The sequence below is a fragment of the Burkholderiaceae bacterium genome (assembly GCA_024235995.1).
Lineage (GTDB): Bacteria > Pseudomonadota > Gammaproteobacteria > Burkholderiales > Burkholderiaceae_C > Ottowia.
In genome coordinates, this window is record JACKLI010000001.1 from 2,820,657 (window position 1) to 2,837,940 (window position 17,284).

General features: G+C 71.9%; 13 protein-coding genes. 7 read left to right on the plus strand and 6 right to left on the minus strand.

The genetic code is table 11. The features are described 5' to 3' along the window. The first annotated feature begins 43 nt into the window (after positions 1–43). The 5 genes from H6927_13545 to mgtA are packed head-to-tail and all read left to right on the plus strand — an operon-like array spanning position 44 to position 7,563. Positions 44–814 carry a LamB/YcsF family protein gene (locus H6927_13545; GenBank protein ID MCP5219120.1) on the plus strand — a complete coding sequence of 257 codons (771 nt, stop codon included), beginning with the start codon at positions 44–46 and terminating at the stop codon, positions 812–814. A gap of 58 nt (positions 815–872) precedes the next feature. Next, on the plus strand, positions 873–1,658 hold the full coding sequence (locus tag H6927_13550; protein ID MCP5219121.1) for a putative hydro-lyase: 786 nt from the start codon (positions 873–875) through the stop codon (positions 1,656–1,658). Between the two features lie 12 nt (positions 1,659–1,670). Then, the gene (locus H6927_13555) at positions 1,671–3,290 is read left to right on the plus strand and encodes a 5-oxoprolinase/urea amidolyase family protein (GenBank protein ID MCP5219122.1); all 1,620 of its coding nucleotides are present in this window, start codon (positions 1,671–1,673) and stop codon (positions 3,288–3,290) included. Continuing rightward, on the plus strand, positions 3,287–5,023 hold the full coding sequence (locus H6927_13560) for an ATP-grasp domain-containing protein (protein ID MCP5219123.1): 1,737 nt from the start codon (positions 3,287–3,289) through the stop codon (positions 5,021–5,023). Before H6927_13555 ends, H6927_13560 begins: the two co-directional genes overlap by 4 nt. A gap of 8 nt (positions 5,024–5,031) precedes the next feature. Continuing rightward, on the plus strand, positions 5,032–7,563 hold the full coding sequence (mgtA, locus tag H6927_13565) for a magnesium-translocating P-type ATPase (protein ID MCP5219124.1): 2,532 nt from the start codon (positions 5,032–5,034) through the stop codon (positions 7,561–7,563). On the opposite strand, the gene H6927_13570 is transcribed toward mgtA, so the two are convergent. The 3 genes from H6927_13570 to H6927_13580 form a co-directional block, all read right to left on the minus strand. Continuing rightward, on the minus strand, positions 7,518–8,762 hold the full coding sequence (locus tag H6927_13570) for a cytochrome C oxidase Cbb3 (protein ID MCP5219125.1): 1,245 nt from the start codon (positions 8,760–8,762) through the stop codon (positions 7,518–7,520). The two genes, mgtA and H6927_13570, sit on opposite strands and share 46 nt — an antisense overlap. 822 nt (positions 8,763–9,584) lie before the next feature. Further along, positions 9,585–10,292 (minus strand): lipoprotein-releasing ABC transporter ATP-binding protein LolD, encoded by a 708-nt coding sequence (gene lolD / locus H6927_13575; protein MCP5219126.1) that lies wholly within the window; start codon positions 10,290–10,292, stop codon positions 9,585–9,587. Continuing rightward, complete coding sequence (locus H6927_13580) at positions 10,285–11,553, minus strand: lipoprotein-releasing ABC transporter permease subunit (GenBank protein ID MCP5219127.1); 1,269 nt, start codon at positions 11,551–11,553, stop codon at positions 10,285–10,287. Before H6927_13580 ends, lolD begins: the two co-directional genes overlap by 8 nt. A gap of 65 nt (positions 11,554–11,618) precedes the next feature. On the opposite strand from H6927_13580, the gene H6927_13585 reads away from it, so the two are divergent. Together H6927_13585 and recJ are read left to right on the plus strand one after the other, a co-directional pair. After that, positions 11,619–12,566 carry a phosphoglycerate mutase gene (locus tag H6927_13585; protein MCP5219128.1) on the plus strand — a complete coding sequence of 316 codons (948 nt, stop codon included), beginning with the start codon at positions 11,619–11,621 and terminating at the stop codon, positions 12,564–12,566. After that, positions 12,563–14,275, plus strand: coding sequence for a single-stranded-DNA-specific exonuclease RecJ (gene recJ / locus H6927_13590; protein ID MCP5219129.1), 1,713 nt, complete (start codon positions 12,563–12,565; stop codon positions 14,273–14,275). The genes H6927_13585 and recJ overlap by 4 nt, the downstream gene beginning before the upstream one ends. Here the strand turns inward: recJ and H6927_13595 are convergent. From H6927_13595 to tsaD, 3 genes are read right to left on the minus strand one after another with little or no spacing between them, the layout of a single operon-like run. Further along, complete coding sequence (locus tag H6927_13595) at positions 14,265–15,542, minus strand: branched-chain amino acid ABC transporter substrate-binding protein (GenBank protein ID MCP5219130.1); 1,278 nt, start codon at positions 15,540–15,542, stop codon at positions 14,265–14,267. The genes recJ and H6927_13595 overlap by 11 nt on opposite strands. A 24-nt stretch (positions 15,543–15,566) precedes the next feature. Next, complete coding sequence (locus H6927_13600; protein ID MCP5219131.1) at positions 15,567–16,145, minus strand: DUF2242 domain-containing protein; 579 nt, start codon at positions 16,143–16,145, stop codon at positions 15,567–15,569. A gap of 60 nt (positions 16,146–16,205) precedes the next feature. Then, positions 16,206–17,255 carry a tRNA (adenosine(37)-N6)-threonylcarbamoyltransferase complex transferase subunit TsaD gene (gene tsaD, locus H6927_13605; protein ID MCP5219132.1) on the minus strand — a complete coding sequence of 350 codons (1,050 nt, stop codon included), beginning with the start codon at positions 17,253–17,255 and terminating at the stop codon, positions 16,206–16,208. Positions 17,256–17,284: the final 29 nt, after the last annotated feature.

The following is a 17,284-nucleotide window of genomic DNA, read 5'->3' on the forward strand; positions in this document are numbered from 1 at the left end:
CGACGGGCCGCCCGACAAGCATTGCACAAGCGAGGTGACCCCGATGCAGATCGACCTGAACAGCGACCTCGGCGAAAGCCTGGGCGCCTGGATCATGGGCGACGATGCCGCCATGCTCGACATCGTCACCAGCGCCAATGTGGCCTGCGGCTTTCACGCGGGCGATCCGGCCGGCATCCTGGCCACGCTGCGCGCCGCGCAGGCGCGCGGCGTGGTGGTGGGCGCGCACGTGGCCTACCCCGACCTGCTCGGCTTCGGGCGGCGCAACATGGACGTGGCCAGCAGCGACCTGGTGGCCAGCGTGATCTACCAGATCGGCGCGCTGCAAGGCCTGGCCGCCGCAGCCGGCACGCAGGTGCGCTACGTCAAGCCGCACGGCGCGCTGTACAACACCATCGCGCACGACGAGCGCCAGGCGCGCGACGTGATCGCCGCCATCCGCGCCATCGACGCCGGCCTGGCGCTGGTCGCGCTGGCCGGCTCGCCCCTGGTGCGCTGGGCCGAGGACACCGGCCTGCGCGTGGTCGCCGAAGCCTTTGCCGACCGCGCCTACACGCCGCAGGGCACGCTGGTGTCGCGGCGCGAAGCCGGGGCCGTGCTGCACGACCCCGCCGTGGTAGCCGCGCGCATGCTGCGGCTGGTGCGCGAGGGCGTGGTCGAGGCCGTGGACGGCAGCCTGGCGCCGGTGCGCGCCGACTCCATCTGCGTGCACGGCGACAGCCCCGGCGCCGTGGCGATGGCCGCCCAACTGCGCCGCACGCTGCAGCAGGCCGGCGTGGCGCTCGCTCCCTTCGCCACCCGGGAGGCGGCATGAGCGCGCCGGGCCGCTCCCAAGCGCGAATCCCGCAGTGCGCAGCACGGAGGGTAGTCCAATGAACGCGGCGGTCGATGCCGCGCGCCAGGCGCGCGCCGCCTACCGCGCCGGCAAGGTCGAGCCCACGGCCGGCGTGGCGCCCGGCATGACGCAGGCCAACATGATCGCGCTGCCGCGCGACTGGGCCTGGGACTTTTTGCTGTACGCCCAGCGCAACCCCAAGCCCTGCCCGGTGCTCGACGTGATCGAGGCCGGCGCGCACCAGACGGTGCTGGCCGAAGGCGCCGATGTGCGCCGCGATATCCCGCTGTACCGCGTCTGGCGCGCCGGCCAGCTGGCCGGCGAAGTGAGCGACGCCACGCCGCTATGGCAGGAGCACCCCGACCTGGTCACCTTCCTGATCGGTTGCAGCTTCACCTTCGAGGCCCCTCTGCAAGAAGCGGGCATCGAGGTGCGCCACATCAGCCAGGGCCGCAACGTGCCCATGTACCGCACCAACCGCCCCTGCCGCCCGGCGGGGCGCCTGCACGGCGAGCTGGTGGTGTCGATGCGCCCGATCGCCGCGCAGCGCGTGGCCGACGCGGTGTCGATCTCGGGGCGCTTTCCGGCCGTGCACGGCGCGCCCGTGCACGTGGGTGACCCGGCGGCGCTGGGCATCGCCGACCTGGGCCGGCCCGACTTTGGCGATGCGGTGCGCATCGACCCCGGCGAGGTGCCGGTGTTCTGGGCCTGCGGCGTCACGCCGCAGGCCGCCGTGATGGCCTCGGGCGTGCCCTTTGCCGTCACGCACGCGCCGGGCCACATGTTCATCACCGACGTGCCCGACAGCCGCTATCACGTCTGACCGAGGAGCATCGTGCGCTTTTTGCCCGTCAACCCCCGCGCGCTGCTGGTCGAACTGGACGACCTGGAGCAGACGCTGGCCCTGCTCGCCTCGCTGCAGCGCGCACCCATCGCCGGCATCGACGAAATCGTGCCGGCCGCGCGCACGCTGCTGCTTCATCTGCAGCCCGGCGAACCGGATGTCGCCGCGCTCGCGCACGCGCTGGCGCAGCGCGACATTTCCGGCCCGGTCGAGCAGGATGGCCCGCGCATCGAAATCCCGGTGCGCTACGACGGCGAAGACCTGGCCGAAGTCGCCGCGCTGCTGGGCATCACCCCGACCGAGCTGATCGCGCGCCACACCGGGCAGGACTACACCGTGGCCTTCTGCGGCTTTGCGCCCGGCTTTGCGTACCTGAGCGGCGGCCACCCCAGCCTGAACGTGCCGCGCCGCGCCACGCCGCGCACCCGCGTGCCCGCCGGCTCGGTGGCGCTGGCCGGCACCTTTGCCGCCGTGTACCCGGATGCCACGCCCGGCGGCTGGCAGTTGCTGGGCACCACCGATTTGAAGATGTGGGACCTGGCGCGCGACCCACCCGCGCTGCTGCAGCCGGGCATGCGTGTGCACTTTGTCGATGAAACTACAAAATCAATAGCTGATGGCGCATACCCCACGAGGGCCAGCGGCCAAAAAACCTTGAAATCCACATCCGGCGCCACCCCGCCAGACGACGGGCGCCCGGCCCTCATCGTGCAAGCCAGCGGCCTGCAAACGCTGGTGCAGGACGCCGGCCGCCCCGGCTTGGCGGCGCAGGGCGTGTCGGCCGCCGGCGCGCTGGATGCGGGCGCCATGCGCCGCGCCAACCGGCTGGTGGGCAACGCATCCAACCAGCCTGTGCTCGAAGCGCTGGCCGGCGGCCTGCAACTGACGAGCCAGGGCGACACGGTGCTGGCCGTCACCGGCGCCACGGGCGCGCTCATGCTCAGCCGCGCTGACGGCCGCACCTGGCCGGTCGAGCGCAACCAGGCCCTGGCCCTGGCCGCTGGCGACACCTTGATGCTGGGCCAACCCGCCACCGGCCTGCGCAGCTACGTGGCGGTGCGCGGCGGCTTCGTCATCGCGCCCGTGCTGGGCAGCGCCAGCCGCGACACCCTGGCCAAGATCGGCCCGCCCGCGCTCACCGCCGGCCAACATCTGCCGGTGGGCGACACGCGCGCCTGCAGCGCCGTGGCCACGCCCGACCTGGCGCCGCCACCCCTGCCCAAGGCGGGCGACACCGTCACGCTGGACGTCACCCTCGGCCCGCGCACCGACTGGTTCACGCCCGAAGCCGTGACCCTGCTGGCGGCGCAGCGCTGGCAGCTCACCCAGCAGGCCGACCGCGTGGGCCTGCGCCTGCAGGGCGAGGTGCCCCTCACGCGCGCGCAGACGCAGGAGCTGCCCAGCGAAGGCACGGTGACCGGCGCCATCCAGGTGCCCGCCAACGGCCAGCCGGTGCTGTTCCTGGCCGACCATCCGCTGACCGGCGGCTACCCCGTCATCGGCTGCGTGGCGCCCTGGCACCTCGATCTGGCGGCGCAAATCCCGCCCGGCGCATGGATTCAATTCAAACCGCTGGCGCCGTTTGCCGAAATCCAAGGAACCCCAGAATGAAGAAAGTGCTGATCGCCAACCGGGGCGAAATCGCCGTGCGCATCGTCCGCGCCTGCCGCGACCACGGCCTGCGCAGCGTGGCCGTGTATGCCGACGACGACCTGGACGCCCTGCACGTGCGCATGGCCGACGAAGCCCACGCCCTGCACGGCCAGCGCCCGGCCGACACCTACCTCGACATCGGCAAGCTGATCGCCGTCGCACAAACGAGCGGCGCCGACGCCGTGCACCCCGGCTACGGCTTTCTGTCCGAAAACGCCGCCTTCGCCCAGGCCGTGATCGACGCAGGCCTGACCTGGATCGGCCCGCCGCCCGCCGCCATGGCCTTGCTGGGCGACAAGCTGAGCGCGCGCGCGCTGGCCCTGCGCGTGGGCGCGCCACTGGCCGCGGGCACCACCGAGCCGGTACGCGACGTGGCCGAGATCCACGCTTTTGCCCGCCAGCACGGCCTGCCGATGGCCATCAAGGCCGCGTATGGCGGCGGCGGGCGCGGGCTGAAGGTGGTGTGGCAGCTGGACGAGATCGACGAGCTGTTTGCCTCCGCCGTGCGCGAGGCCCAGGCCGCGTTCGGCCGCGGCGAATGCTTCGTCGAGCAGTTTCTGGACCAGCCGCGCCACATCGAGGCGCAGGTGCTGGCCGACGCCCACGGCAACGTGCGCGTGCTGGGCACGCGCGACTGCACGCTGCAGCGGCGCAACCAGAAGCTGGTGGAGGAAGCCCCCGCGCCCTTCCTCAGCGACGCGCAGCGCGCACGCATCCACCAGGCCGCCGTCGACATCTGCCGCGCCGCCGGCTACGTCAGCGCCGGCACGGTCGAGTTTCTGCTCAGCCAGAGCGGCGCGATCTCCTTCCTGGAGGTCAACACCCGCCTGCAGGTCGAGCACCCGGTGACCGAGGAAACCACCGGCTTCGACCTGGTGCGCGAGCAGTTCCGTGTGGCCGAGGGCGCGCGGCTCGATGCCGGCGACGTGCCCGCCCCGCACGGCCACGCCTTCGAGTTCCGCATCAACGCCGAGGACGTGGGCCGCGGCTTTCTGCCCGCGCCCGGGCGCATCACCCGCTTCGACACGCCCGGCGGCCCGGGCGTGCGCGTGGACAGCGGCGTGGCCGCCGGCTCTTTGGTGGCCGGCCAATTCGACTCCCTGCTGGCCAAGCTGATCGTGTGGGGCCCCACGCGCCAGGCCGCCATCGAGCGCGCGCGCCGCGCCCTGGCCGAATTCACCATCGAAGGCGTGCCCACCGTGTTGCCCTTTCACCGCGCGGTGATGCAGCACGCCGACTTCACCAGCGATGACAAACTGGCCGTGCACACCCGCTGGATCGAAACCGATCTGGCGCGCCAGTGGCAGGCCGAGCCCGCTGCCCGGCCCGAGCCGCCCGCCACCGATGGATTGATGCGCACCGCCATCGAGATCGACGGCCGGCGCGTGCTGCTGGGCCTGCCCGCGCATCTGCTGGCGGGCCTGGCGGCGGCGCAGCCGGGCGGGGCCGCGGCGCCCGCCGATGCCACACCCGCCGCCGACGAGCACGCCGTCACCGCCCCCGCCGCCGGCACCCTGCTGTCCTGGAAAGTGGCCGACGGCGCCGCCGTGCAGGCCGGCGATCTGGTGGCGGTGATGGAGGCGATGAAGATGGAAATGCAGGTGCACGCGCACCGCGCGGGCCACATCCGGCAGCACACGCCTGCGGGCGGCTTTCAGGCCGCCGGAGCCACGCTGGCGCGGATCGAATAACCACGCCCATGGACGAGCTCACCGTCCATTCAGGCCTGAGCCACGGCGAAGCGGCCACACGGCTGGCGCGCTACGGCCCCAACCAGCTCAAGTCCCGGCCCCAGGCCATGCTGGGGCAGTTGCTGGCGCGCTTTCTCAACCCGCTGGTGCTGATCCTGCTGGCGGCCAGCGCCGTCTCGGCCCTGACGGGGGACACGGCCAGCGCATCGATCATCGGCGTGATCGTCGCGCTCTCGGTGCTGCTCGACTTCGCGCAGGAATACCGCGCCGGCCAGGCTGCGCAAAAGCTGGCGCAGCAGGTCGCCCTGACGGCGCTCGTGCTGCGCGACGGCCAGCCGGTGCAAAGGCCGGCCGCCGAGCTGGTGCCCGGCGACGTGGTGCTGCTGTCGGCCGGCAGCCTGATCCCGGCCGACGCGCAGTTGCTGCAGGCGCAGGACTTCTTCGTCAACCAGGCGCTGCTGACGGGCGAGCCCTACCCCGTCGAGCGCCACGCCGCCGCGCAGCCGCTGCCCGAGCACGGCGACTGGGACGCGGACGCGGCGGGCGCCCTGTTCATGGGCAGCACGGTGGTCAGCGGGTCGGCGCGCGCCCTGATCCGGCGCACCGGCCGGCACACCGCCATCGGCCGGATCGCCGCCAGCCTGCAGCAGCCCGCGCCGCCCACCGCCTTCGAGCAGGGCACGCGCCAGTTCGGCCTGCTGATCATGCGCCTGACGCTGCTGCTGGTGCTGTTCACGCTGCTGGTCAACGCGGCGTTCCAGCGCCCGCTGCTCGAATCCTTTCTGTTTGCCGTGGCCCTGGCCGTGGGGCTGACGCCCGAGCTGCTGCCGATGGTGGTGTCCGTCACGCTGGCGCGCGGCGCGCTGCGCATGGCCCGAGCCAAGGTCATCGTCAAGCGCCTGTCGGCCATCCAGGACATGGGCGCGATGGACGTGCTGTGCACCGACAAGACCGGCACCCTGACCGAGGCGCGCATCCGGCTGGAGCGCCACGTGGACGCGCAGGGCCGCGACAGCGCGTGCGTGCTGGAGCTGGCCGGCATCAACAGCTTTTTCGAGAGCGGGCTGAAGAGCCCGATGGACGACGCCATCCTGGCGCACGAGCGGCTGGATTTGAGCGCATGGAGCAAGATCGACGAAGTGCCGTTCGACTTCGAGCGGCGCCGCGTGTCGGTGCTGGTCGAGTGCGCCGGCGAGCGCCTGCTGGTCGTCAAGGGCGCGCCGGAGGACATGCTGGACCTGTGCACGCACTATCAGGGTGATAGCGATCAAGACAGTGCGCATGCGGGCGAGAGCCCGAAATTATTCGACGAAGCGGCCCGCACGCAGGTGCACGCATTGTTCGACAGCCTGGGCCAGGACGGCTTTCGCGTGCTGGCCATCGCCAGCAAGCGCGTGCCGGCCAGCCTGACGGACGCGGTGGTGGGCGACGAATGCGGGCTGGTGTTTGCCGGGTTTGCCGCCTTCCTCGATCCGCCCAAGGCCAGCGCGCGGGCGGCGCTGCAGGCGCTGGCCGCCAGCGGGGTGGCGGTCAAGATCGTCACCGGCGACAACCCGCTGGTCACGCGCCACGTCTGCGCCGAGCTGGGCATCGCCGTCACCGGCATGCTCACCGGCGCCGAGATCGCCGCCATGAACGACGACGCGCTGCGCGCGCGGGTGGAGCAGGCCAACCTGTTTTGCCGCGTCAACCCGCAGCAGAAGAACCGCGTGCTGCTGGCGCTGAAGGCGCGCGGCCACGTGGTGGGCTACCTGGGCGACGGCATCAACGACGCGCCCTCGCTGCACACCGCCGACGTCGGCATCTCGGTGCAGGGCGCGGTGGACGTGGCCAAGCAGGCCGCCGCGCTGATCCTGCTGCAAAACGACCTGGGCGTGCTGCACACCGGCATTCGCGAGGGCCGGCGCACCTTCGGCAACGTCATGAAGTACATCATGATGGCCACCAGCTCGAACTTCGGCAACATGTTCAGCATGGCGCTGGCAACGCTGCTGCTGCCCTTTCTGCCCATGCTGCCGCTGCAGATTTTGCTCAACAACTTCCTGTACGACGTGTCGGAGCTGGCGCTGCCGCTGGACAACGTGGACGAGGCCGACCTGGCGCGCCCGCAGCGCTGGGACATGGGCTTCATCCGCGACTTCATGCTGCGCATCGGCCCCATCAGCTCGGTGTTCGACCTGCTGACCTTCTTCATCCTGCTGGGCGTGCTGCACGCCGGCGCGCCCGAGTTCCACACCGGCTGGTTCGTCGAGTCGCTGGCCACGCAGGTGCTGGTGATCTTCGTCATCCGCACGCGCGGCAACCCGCTGCGCAGCCGCCCCAACCGCTGGCTGGCGCTGACCTCGCTGGGTGTGGTGGCCGTGGCGGTGGCGCTGCCCTTCACGCCGCTGGCCCCGCTGCTGGGCTTCACGCCGCTGCCGGCCGGGTTCTTTGCGCTGCTGCTGGCGCTGGTGGCCGCCTACCTGGCCCTGGTGGAGGCGTTCAAGCGCCGGTTCTACCGCCGCTGGGCCGCGCGCGCGGCCGGGGCCGGCACCGCGTAGAGACCCACCGGGCGCTCCAGCGCAATGCGCGCGACCGGGCTGAACGTGGCCGCGTCATACACCAGCAAGGCCCCTTCATCCGCCTGCGCGATCGTCAGCGCCCAGCGCCCGTCGTGCGTGAACTGCACCGGCCCCAGCCGCGCATGGGCCGGCCCGCGCACCTGGGCCACGGCCGCCAGCGTGTGCTGATCGAACACGGCGAGCGCATCGCCGGCATCGACCCAGACGTAGGGCGAGCCCGGCTGGCTGCGCACCGCTTGGCCGGGCCCGGGCGTGGCCAGGCTGGCCAGCGGCCGCCAGGTCTTGGCGTCGATCACGCTGACCAGGCCCTGCCGGCCATTGGGCATGGCCAGCACCGGCGCGCCCTGCCGCTCGAAGACCAGGCCGCCGGCCGGGTTGGGCGCGCCAGCGATCGGCAGGCGGGCGATGGCACGCCGCACGTCCAGGTTGACCACCACCGCGCGCGCCGCGCCGTCCGCGTCATTCGCGTCGGGCGCCGTCGCGCCGACCACATAGGCGGCGTTGGGGCCGCTGGCCAGAGCGCCCAGCGGCGCGTCCAGCGGCGTGCGGCGCACGTTGTGGTAGCCCGGCCGGGCGATCGCCTCGCCCATCTGGTAGTCGTGCACCAGGCCGTCGTAGATCGGCGGCGCCTGGGGGTCGTAGCTGATCTCCCACAGCTCGGCAATGTCCTGCAGCGCGACGACGAAGCTGCGGCGCGCCGCCACGTCCAGCACGCCGGCCACGCGCGAGTCGCGCTGGCCGTCCAGCGTCTGCGCGGCCAGGGTCTTGACGGGCTGCAGCTCGGCATCCAGCAGCACCGCCGTGCGGGGCGCCGCGTTGCCCGCCAGCAGCCAGCGGCCGTCGCCGCTGAGCACGATGGCCCGCAAGTCGATACCCACGCGCGCCTGGGCCGCCACGCGCAGCGGCCACAGCCCGAGCTTGACGACCCAGCCGTCCGCCGTGGCAAAAAAGGCATGGCGGCCGTCCGGCGCAAACTGCGGCGCGCCCTGCAGCGCGTGGTCGCTGTCGATGCGCTCCGTCACCGCGCGGCGCTCGGCGTCGAACAGGCTCAGCCGGTGGCCGCCGGCCTCGACCAGGAGGAACATGTCCCGCCCGTCGACGAGCGATGCCGGCTGCGCCAGCGCGCCCAGCGGGTACAGCAGCGCCGCAAGCAGCAGCAGGAGCCAGGCGCGGATCATTTCATGCGCTCGCCGCTGGCGCTTCAGGCGCCTGCTGGCCGGGATGTGCGCCCGGCAGCGCACTTACTTTCTTTTGCGTCGCCAAAAGAAAGTAAGCAAAGGTCGGTATCGGGGTTCGCTCACTTCGCGCAGCGAAGTTACGCGAACACAAAAGGCGACCCCACTGGCCGTGTCCCTTCGCTTCGCTGCGGGCAACCTGCGATGCTCGGGCGCGGGGCGGTGCTGCGGAACTCGCTGCGCGCTGGCGCACTTCGCTCAGACAACCGCAGCAAGTCAGAGCACGAAGCATGGGCATGCTGCGCTGCCCATGCCCGCCCCACGCCCTGCGCTTCTCGGCACGGCCAGAGGGGTGGGAGAACCCCATTCGGGCCATCGCTGCGCTCGGCCTCGACAAACAGCGAAACCGGGGTCGAGCGCAGCGATGGCCCGTGTGGTTTTCAACCCCCTGTGGCTGCGCCTGCGGCGCAGCGTTTGCGGGGTGGCGCGTGCACCGCAGGATGCACGCGTTCGTGCTCTGACTCGCGGGGGTTGTCTGAGCGAAGCACCTTGGCGCGTAGCGAGTTCCACCGCGCACCCCGCAAACGCTGTGACGCAGGTTTGCCCCGGAGCGAAGCGCAGGGGTCGCAGACTTGGGGTCGCCTTTTGTGTTCGCGTAACTTCGCTGCGCGAAGTGAGCGAACCCCGATACCGACCTTTGCCTACTTTCTTTTGGCGACGCAAAAGAAAGTAGGTGCGCCGCCGGGCGCATATCCCGGCCAGCTGAAGCATCCAAAGCCAAACAACGCATCAAACAACAGCGGCACAACCAACGCCGGCCGCCTCTCACCCCAGCCGCCCCTGCGCCAGCCGCAGCGCGCGCCCGCAGCGCGCCGCCAGCTGCTCGTCGTGCGTCACCAGCACGAAGGCCGTGCCGTGCTGGGCGGCTAGTTGCAGCATCAGCGCGAACACCGCGTCGGCCGTGGCGCGGTCCAGGTTGCCGGTGGGCTCGTCGGCCAGCACGCAGGCCGGCTGCGTGACCAGGGCGCGCGCGATGGCCACGCGCTGGCGCTCGCCGCCCGACAGCTCGGACGGGCGGTGCTGGGCGCGCTCGGCCAGACCCACCTGCGCCAGGATCCGCGCGGCCTGCTGCGCGGCCTGCCGGCGATCCAGGCGGCGGATCCACAGCGGCATGGCCACGTTCTCGAGCGCTGTGAACTCGGGCAGCAGGTGGTGAAACTGGTAGACGAAGCCCAGGTGCCGGTTGCGCAGCGCGCCCTGCGCCGCAGGCGACAGGCCGGCCAGGTCCTGCCCTGCCAGCCGCACGCGCCCGCCGGTGGGCGCGTCCAGCCCGCCCAGCAGGTGCAGCAGCGTGCTCTTGCCCGAGCCCGACTGGCCGACGATGGCCAGCGTCTCGCCGGCGCGCACGCGCAAATCCACCCCCTGCAGCACGGTGACGTCCAGCGGGCCCTCGTGAAAGCGCTTGCTCAGGTTTTCGGCCTCCAGCACGGCCCCCGCGCCCTCTGGATGAGCGCCATCAGCTATTTTATTCATAGCGAAGCGCCTCAGCCGGATTGACGCGGCTGGCGCGCCAGCTCGGATAGATCGTCGCCACGAAGGACAGCAGCAGCGAGATCAGCGCGATCGGCACGATGTCGCCGGCCTGCGGATCGCTGGGCATCTTGCTGATCAGGTACACGTCCTTGGGCAGAAAGCTGGCGTGAAACAGCCGCTCCAGAAAGGGCACGATGACGTCGATGTTGAAGGCGATCAGCAGCCCCAGAGCCAGGCCGGCCAGCGTGCCGATCACACCCACCAGCGCGCCCTGCACGATAAAAATTTTCATGATGCTGGCCGGACTGGCGCCCAGCGTGCGCAGGATGGCGATGTCGGCGCGCTTGTCCTGCACCGTCATCACCAGGGTGCTGACCAGGTTGAAGGCGGCCACCGCCACGATCAGCGTGAGGATGATGAACATCATGCGTTTTTCCAGCTGCACGGCCGAGAACCAGGTGCGGTTCTGGCGCGTCCAGTCCAGGATCAGCAGGTTGCCGCTCAGGCTGGCCGCCAGCTGGTCGGCCACGGCGCGCGCCTGGTCCTTGTCGCGCAGCTTCAGGCGCACGCCGGTGGGGCCTTCCAGGCGGAAGATGCGCTCGGCGTCCTCGATGTTGAGCATGGCCAGCGCCGAGTCGTACTCGTAGTGGCCGCTGCTGAAGGTGCCCAGCACCGTCATCTGCTTCAGGCGCGGCACCACGCCCGCGGGCGTGACCTGGCCGCTGGGCGCGATCAGCGTCACCGTGTCGCCCGTCATCACGCCCAGCTTGCGCGCCAGGTCGTTGCCCAGCAGGATGCCGAAGCTGCCTGGCGTGAGCCGGGGCAGCAGCGTGTCCTTGATCTGCGCCGCCACCTCGGTCACCTGCGGCTCCAGCGCGGGGTCGATGCCGCGCACCATCACGCCCTGCATGGCCTCGCCGCGTGCCAGCAGGCCCTGCGCACCCACGTAGGGCGCGGCGCCGACCACCTGCGGGTTCTTGCGCACCTCGGCCAGGGTCAGCGCCGGCTCCAGCAGCGCGCCGCCGTCGGGGGCGAACACCTCCACGTCGGAGATGATGCTGAGCATGCGGTCGGTCACGTCCTTGCGAAAGCCGTTCATCACCGACAGCACCACGATCAGCGCCGCCACGCCCAGGGCAATGCCCAGCATCGACGCGCCCGAGATGAAGGAGATGAAGCCGTTGCGCCGCGCCGCACGCCCGGCGCGGGTGTAGCGCCAGCCCAGCAGGGTTTCAAACGACAGGCGATCGGCAAGAGACATCGGGCAAGGTGGTGAATCCGCCGCGAGCGGCGGCCCGGCATTGTGGCATCCCGGACAATCGGGGCATGCCTGCCACCGCCGAGCCGCTGCACCTGCTGATCGCCGACACCGCCCTGCCCCCAGGCGCCCCCGCCGGGTCGCTGCCCGAACTGCCCCCGCTGCCCCATCTGCAGGCCCTGCTGGCCCGCATGCGCCTGCAGGCCACGCTCGAGGTGGACGAGGACAGCCCGGCCACCCCCTTCGAGCAGGCGCTGGCGCGCGCCCACGGCCTGCCCGGCGAGCCCGGCCGCGTCGCCTGGGCGGCGTTCGACACCGGCACCGTGGGCGCGCCCTGCGCCTGGCTGCGGCCCTGCCACTGGCAGGTGGGCATGGACCAGGTCAGCCTGCTGGAGCCCGGCGAGCTGGCGCTGGGCGAGGCCGAGTCGCGCGCCCTGCTGGCCGCGCTGCAGCCGCTGCTGCAGGACGAAGGCCTCACGCTGCGCTACGTCGCGCCCGACCGCTGGCTGGCCCAGGGCGAGCTGCTGCGCGGACTGAGCACGGCGTCGATGGCGCGCGCGCTGCAGCAGCCGCTGACGCCCGAGCTGCTGACGGCCGCGCCCGACGCCGCGCAGGGCACGCGCCTGCGCCGCCTGCAGGGCGAGCTGGAGATGCTGCTGTACCAGCAGCCCGTCAACGACGCCCGCGAGGCGGCGCGGCGCTACCCGGTCAACGCCGTGTGGATCGAAGGCGCCGGCGTGCTGGACGCCCCCGTGCCACCCAGGCCCGGCGTGCGCACCGACACCCGCCTGCAGGCGCCGCCGGCCAGCACCGCCGACTACGTCCGCGCCTGGCAGGCCCTCGACGGCGAGGCGCTGGCGCCGCTGCGGGCCGCGCAGCGCGCCGGCGCAAAGGTAGCGCTGACGCTGTGCGGCGCGCGCCGCGCGCTCACGCTGGCCAGCGTGCACGGTCTGATACCGAGCTTTTTGAACAAAATGCACCCCTTGCGCGCGTCCCATCTGCGCAACCAGCTATGAAATTTGAAGTACGCGACGTTCCCCCGCGCAGCGCCTGGGCGCTGGAGCAGGCCGGCATCCACCCGCTGCTGGCGCGCCTGTACGCGGCCCGCGGCGTGCAAGCGGCCGACGAACTGGACCCGGCCCTGGCGCGCCTGCTGCCCCCCGCCGGCCTGAAGGGCACAGCCCAGGCCGCCACGCTGCTGGCCGACGCCATCGCCGCCGGCCAGCAGCTGTGCATCGTGGCCGACTACGACTGCGACGGCGCCACCGCCTGCGCCGTCGCCCTGCGCGGACTGCGCGCGCTGGGCGCCGCGCACGTGGGCTACCTGGTGCCCAACCGCGTGGTCGACGGCTACGGCCTGACGCCGCCCATCGCCGAACGCGTGGCCGCCACCGGCGCGCAGGTGCTCATCACGGTGGACAACGGCATCGCCAGCGTCGAGGGCGTGGCCCGCGCCCGCGCGCTGGGCCTGAAGGTGCTGGTGACCGACCACCACCTGCCTGGTGCCGAGCTGCCGCAGGCGGACGTCATCGTCAACCCCAACCAGCCCGGCTGCGCGTTCGAGAGCAAGGCGCTGGCCGGCGTGGGCGCCATGTTCTACGTGCTGCTCGCGCTGCGCGCCGAGCTGCGCACACGCGGGGTCTTCACGGCGGCCACACAACCCAAGCTCGATGCCCTGCTCCCCCTGGTCGCCCTGGGCACCGTGGCCGACGTGGTGCCGCTGGACGCCAACAACCGCCGCCTGGTGGCGCAGGGCCTGCAGCGCATCCGCGCCGGGCAGATGCCCGCGGGCGTGCAGGCCCTCATCGCGGCGGCCGGACGCGACGCGCGCAAGGCCAGCACCTTCGACTTCGGCTTTGCGCTGGGCCCGCGCATCAACGCCGCCGGCCGCCTGGCCGACATGACGCTGGGCATCGAGCTGCTGGCCACCGACGACGCCGCGCGCGCCGACGAACTGGCGCGCCAGCTGGACGCCATCAACCGCGAGCGCCGCGAGATCGAAGGCGGCATGCGCGAGCAGGCCATGCAGATCGCCGAAGGGCTGCTCGACCCCGAGGCCGAGCCCCCGCCAGCGCTGGCCGTGTTCGACCCCGACTTCCACGAAGGCGTGGTCGGCATCGTCGCCGCGCGCCTGAAGGACCGCTGGCACCGCCCCACCTTCGTCTTTGCCGCCAGCGGCGCGCCCGGCAAGGAGCACGAGCTGAAAGGCTCGGGCCGCTCCATCGCCGGCTTTCACCTGCGCGACGCGCTGGATTTGGTGGCCAAGCGCCACCCCGGCGTGCTGCTGCGCTTCGGCGGCCACGCCATGGCGGCGGGCTGCACCATCGAGCAGGACCAGTTCGACACCTTCGAGCAGGCCCTGCAGCAGGTAGCGGCCGAGTGGCTGGACGCCGCCACGCTGACCCAGCGCCTGCCCACCGACGGCGCGCTGCCGCGCGAGGCCCGCCGCGCCGACGTGGCGGAGGAGTTGCAGCAGGCTGTGTGGGGCCAGGGCTTTGCCGCGCCGGTGTTCAGCGAGGAATTGGTGGTGGTGAGCCAGCGCCTTGTGGCCGACAGGCACCTGGCGCTCAAGCTGCGCCACCAGGGCGAGCCGGTGGACGGTATGTGGTTCGGCCGCACCGAGCCGCTGCCGGCCCGCGCGCACCTGGCGTTTCGGCTGGAGCTGGACGAGTGGCAGGGCCAGCGGCGCGTGCGCCTGCTGATCGAGGGCGAGACTACGGCCTGAGCATCTTGCAGGTGCTCGGCATCGCCGCCTGTGCCGCACCGATCTCGCGCACCACGCGAAAGCCGTAGCCCGAGCCCTCCACGTCGAAGGGCACGCCGGGCGCGCCCTGGCGCTCCATCACGCCCACCACCAGCGGCTGCTGGAACTGGTGGTCCTCGGCGCGCATGCGGCCACGCCGCCCGGCCAGGCTGACGTCGGCGTGCTCCAGCTGGCGCGCCACGGCCAGCGCGTCGGCACTGCCGGCGCGCCCGATGGCCTGCGCCAGCGCCTCGATCATGAGCTGCATGCGCAGGTGCACGTAGTCGTCGCGCGGGTCGGGAAAGCGCTGGCGAAAGGCCTGGTAGAAGGCCGCGCTCTCGGGCGTGGGCACGTTGGGCAGCCAGTCGGCCACGGCCACCACCTTGCCCACGCCGGCTTCGCCGATGGCGGCCGGCGCGCCCAGCGCGTTGCCGTAGAAGGTGTAGAAGCGCCCGTCAAAGCCCACCTCGCGTGCGGCCTTGACCAGCAGGGTCAGGTCGTTCCCCCAGTTGCCCGTCAGCACGGCCTGCGCGCCGCTGGCCTTGATCTTGGCGGCGTAGGGCAAAAAGTCCTTCACGCGGCCCACGGGGTGCAACTCATCGCCGACGATGGCCACGTCCGGGCGCTGCTGGCCCAGCTGGCGCCGGGCCTCGCGCAGCACGGCCTGGCCGAAGCTGTAGTCCTGCCCGATCAGGTAGATGCTCTTCAAGGCCTGGTCCTCGCGGATCACGCTCATCAGCGCGGCCATGCGCATGTCGGCATGGGCGTCGAAGCGAAAGTGCCAGAAGCTGCACAGCTCGTTGGTCAGTATGGGATCGACCGCCGAGTAGTTGAGAAACACCACGCGCCGCCCGGGCTCGCGCTGGTTGTGCTTGTTGATGGCGTCGATCAGCACGGCCGCCACGGCCGACGAATTGCCCTGCAGGACGATACGGCAGCCCTTGTCGATGGCCGCGCGCAGCATGGCCAGCGACTCCTCGGTCTGGCCCTTGTTGTCAAAGCGCTCCAGCGCCAGCAGCCGCGGGCCTGCGGCGGTCTTGACGCCGCCGCGCGCGTTCACGCGCTCGATGGCCCAGGCCAGGTTGCGCGCCACGGCCTCGCCGGTGTTGGCGAAGTTGCCGCTGAGCGATTCGATCAGCGCCAGGCGGATGGGCTCGCCGGCGGCGCCGGCCTGGGCCCAGGCAGCGGGCGCCGCCAGGCCTGCAAGGGTGGCGCCCAGCAGGGTACGCCGTGAAAAGCGTTCAATCATGTCAAATCCTGGGAAAGTGAAACGTCAGCTGGGCCGCACCGCGCGCGGCGGCGCGGCCAGGCTCATGCCGCCCAGGTATTCGCCCATCAGGTTGAACAGGCGCTCGTACACCTCGGCCGTCGACACCGTCTCGCTGGCGATCTTGACCATGGAATCCATGCTGCCTTCCAGCGGCAGCGACAGCGAGCCGATGCCGCCCACGCCCAGCGAGGCCGACTCCTTGACCTTGCGCACCACGTACTGGTCCTTGAGCGCGCTGGCAAAGGCCACGCTGGCCAGCTGGCCCAGCCCCTCGGGCGCGCAGACGACGCGAAACTCCAGCTGCACATGGTGCTCGACGTCGGGTTGGAAGTATTTGCGCGCCGTCACCTCCTGGCCCGATGCGGCCGTCACCACGTAGCCCTGGCTCAGCAGCGCGCGGCGCGCGGCCTCGCAGGTGCGCTCGGCCGGAGCGGCGAAGTGGCGCGAGTGGGTGGTGGAATTAAACGCCTCGGGCTGGTAGCCGATCAGCGGCGCCGGCGGGGTGTTCAGCGTGGAGCAGGCGCCGAGCGCCAGCACCGCGCCCACGAGGGCTAGGCGACGAATGGTTTGCAACAACACCATGGCGGCAGGGCAAGAGCGAAAAAACCGCCCATCCTACTCTGTCCGGTCACCCGGTTGGGTTCAGATTGGGTTCAATTCATCCAGCGGCCAGCGCGGCCGCACGTCGAAGGCGTAGTCGCGGCTGGGCTGCGCGGCGCCGGCCTGCAGGCGCATGGCGGCGGCCAGGGCGATCATGGCGCCGTTGTCGGTGCACAGGGCCAGCTCGGGGTAATGCACGCGCACGCCCCGCCGGGCGCAGGCGCGGTTCAGGTCGGCGCGCAGCTGCTGGTTGGCGCCCACGCCGCCCGCCACCACCAGGCGATCCAGGCCGGTCGCGTCCAGCGCCTTGAGCGACTTCTTGACCAGCACCTCGACGATGGCCGCCTGCGTGCTGGCCGCCAGGTCGGCACGCGGCTGCTCGCAGGGCAGGCCCTCCAGCTTGCGCGCCTGCGTGAGCACCGCCGTCTTGAGGCCGGCAAACGAGAAATTCAGATCGCCGCTGTGCAGCAGCGGGCGTGGCAGCGCGTAGGCCGTGGCGTCGCCAAAGTCGGCCAGCCGCGCCAGCGCCGGCCCGCCCGGGTAGCCCAGGCCCAGCAGCTTGGCCGACTTGTCGAAGGCCTCGCCGGCGGCGTCGTCGATGGTTTCGCCGAGCAACCGGTAGCGCCCCACGCCATCCACGCGCATCAGCTGCGTGTGGCCGCCACTGACCAGCAGGGCGACAAAGGGAAACTCGGGCGGATCGGCGCCGAGAAAGGGCGACAGCAAATGCCCCTCCAGGTGGTGCACGCCCAGCACCGGGCGATCGAGCGCCGCCGCCAGCGCGCAGGCCACGCCCGCGCCCACCAGCAATGCGCCGGCCAGTCCCGGCCCGCGCGTGAAGGCCACCACGTCCACCTCGGCCAAACCGCGGCCCGACTGCGCCAGCACCTCGTGGGTCAGCGGCAGCACCCGGCGGATGTGGTCGCGGCTGGCCAGCTCGGGCACCACGCCGCCGTAATCGGCATGCATCGCCACCTGGGAATGCAGGGCCTGGGCCAGCAGGCGCGGCGGCGCGCCGCCCTCCCGCGTCTGCACCAGCGCCACACCCGTTTCGTCGCAGGACGACTCGAACCCCAAGACCAGCCAAGACATGCGGGCGATTATCCCCGCCTGGCGCCAAG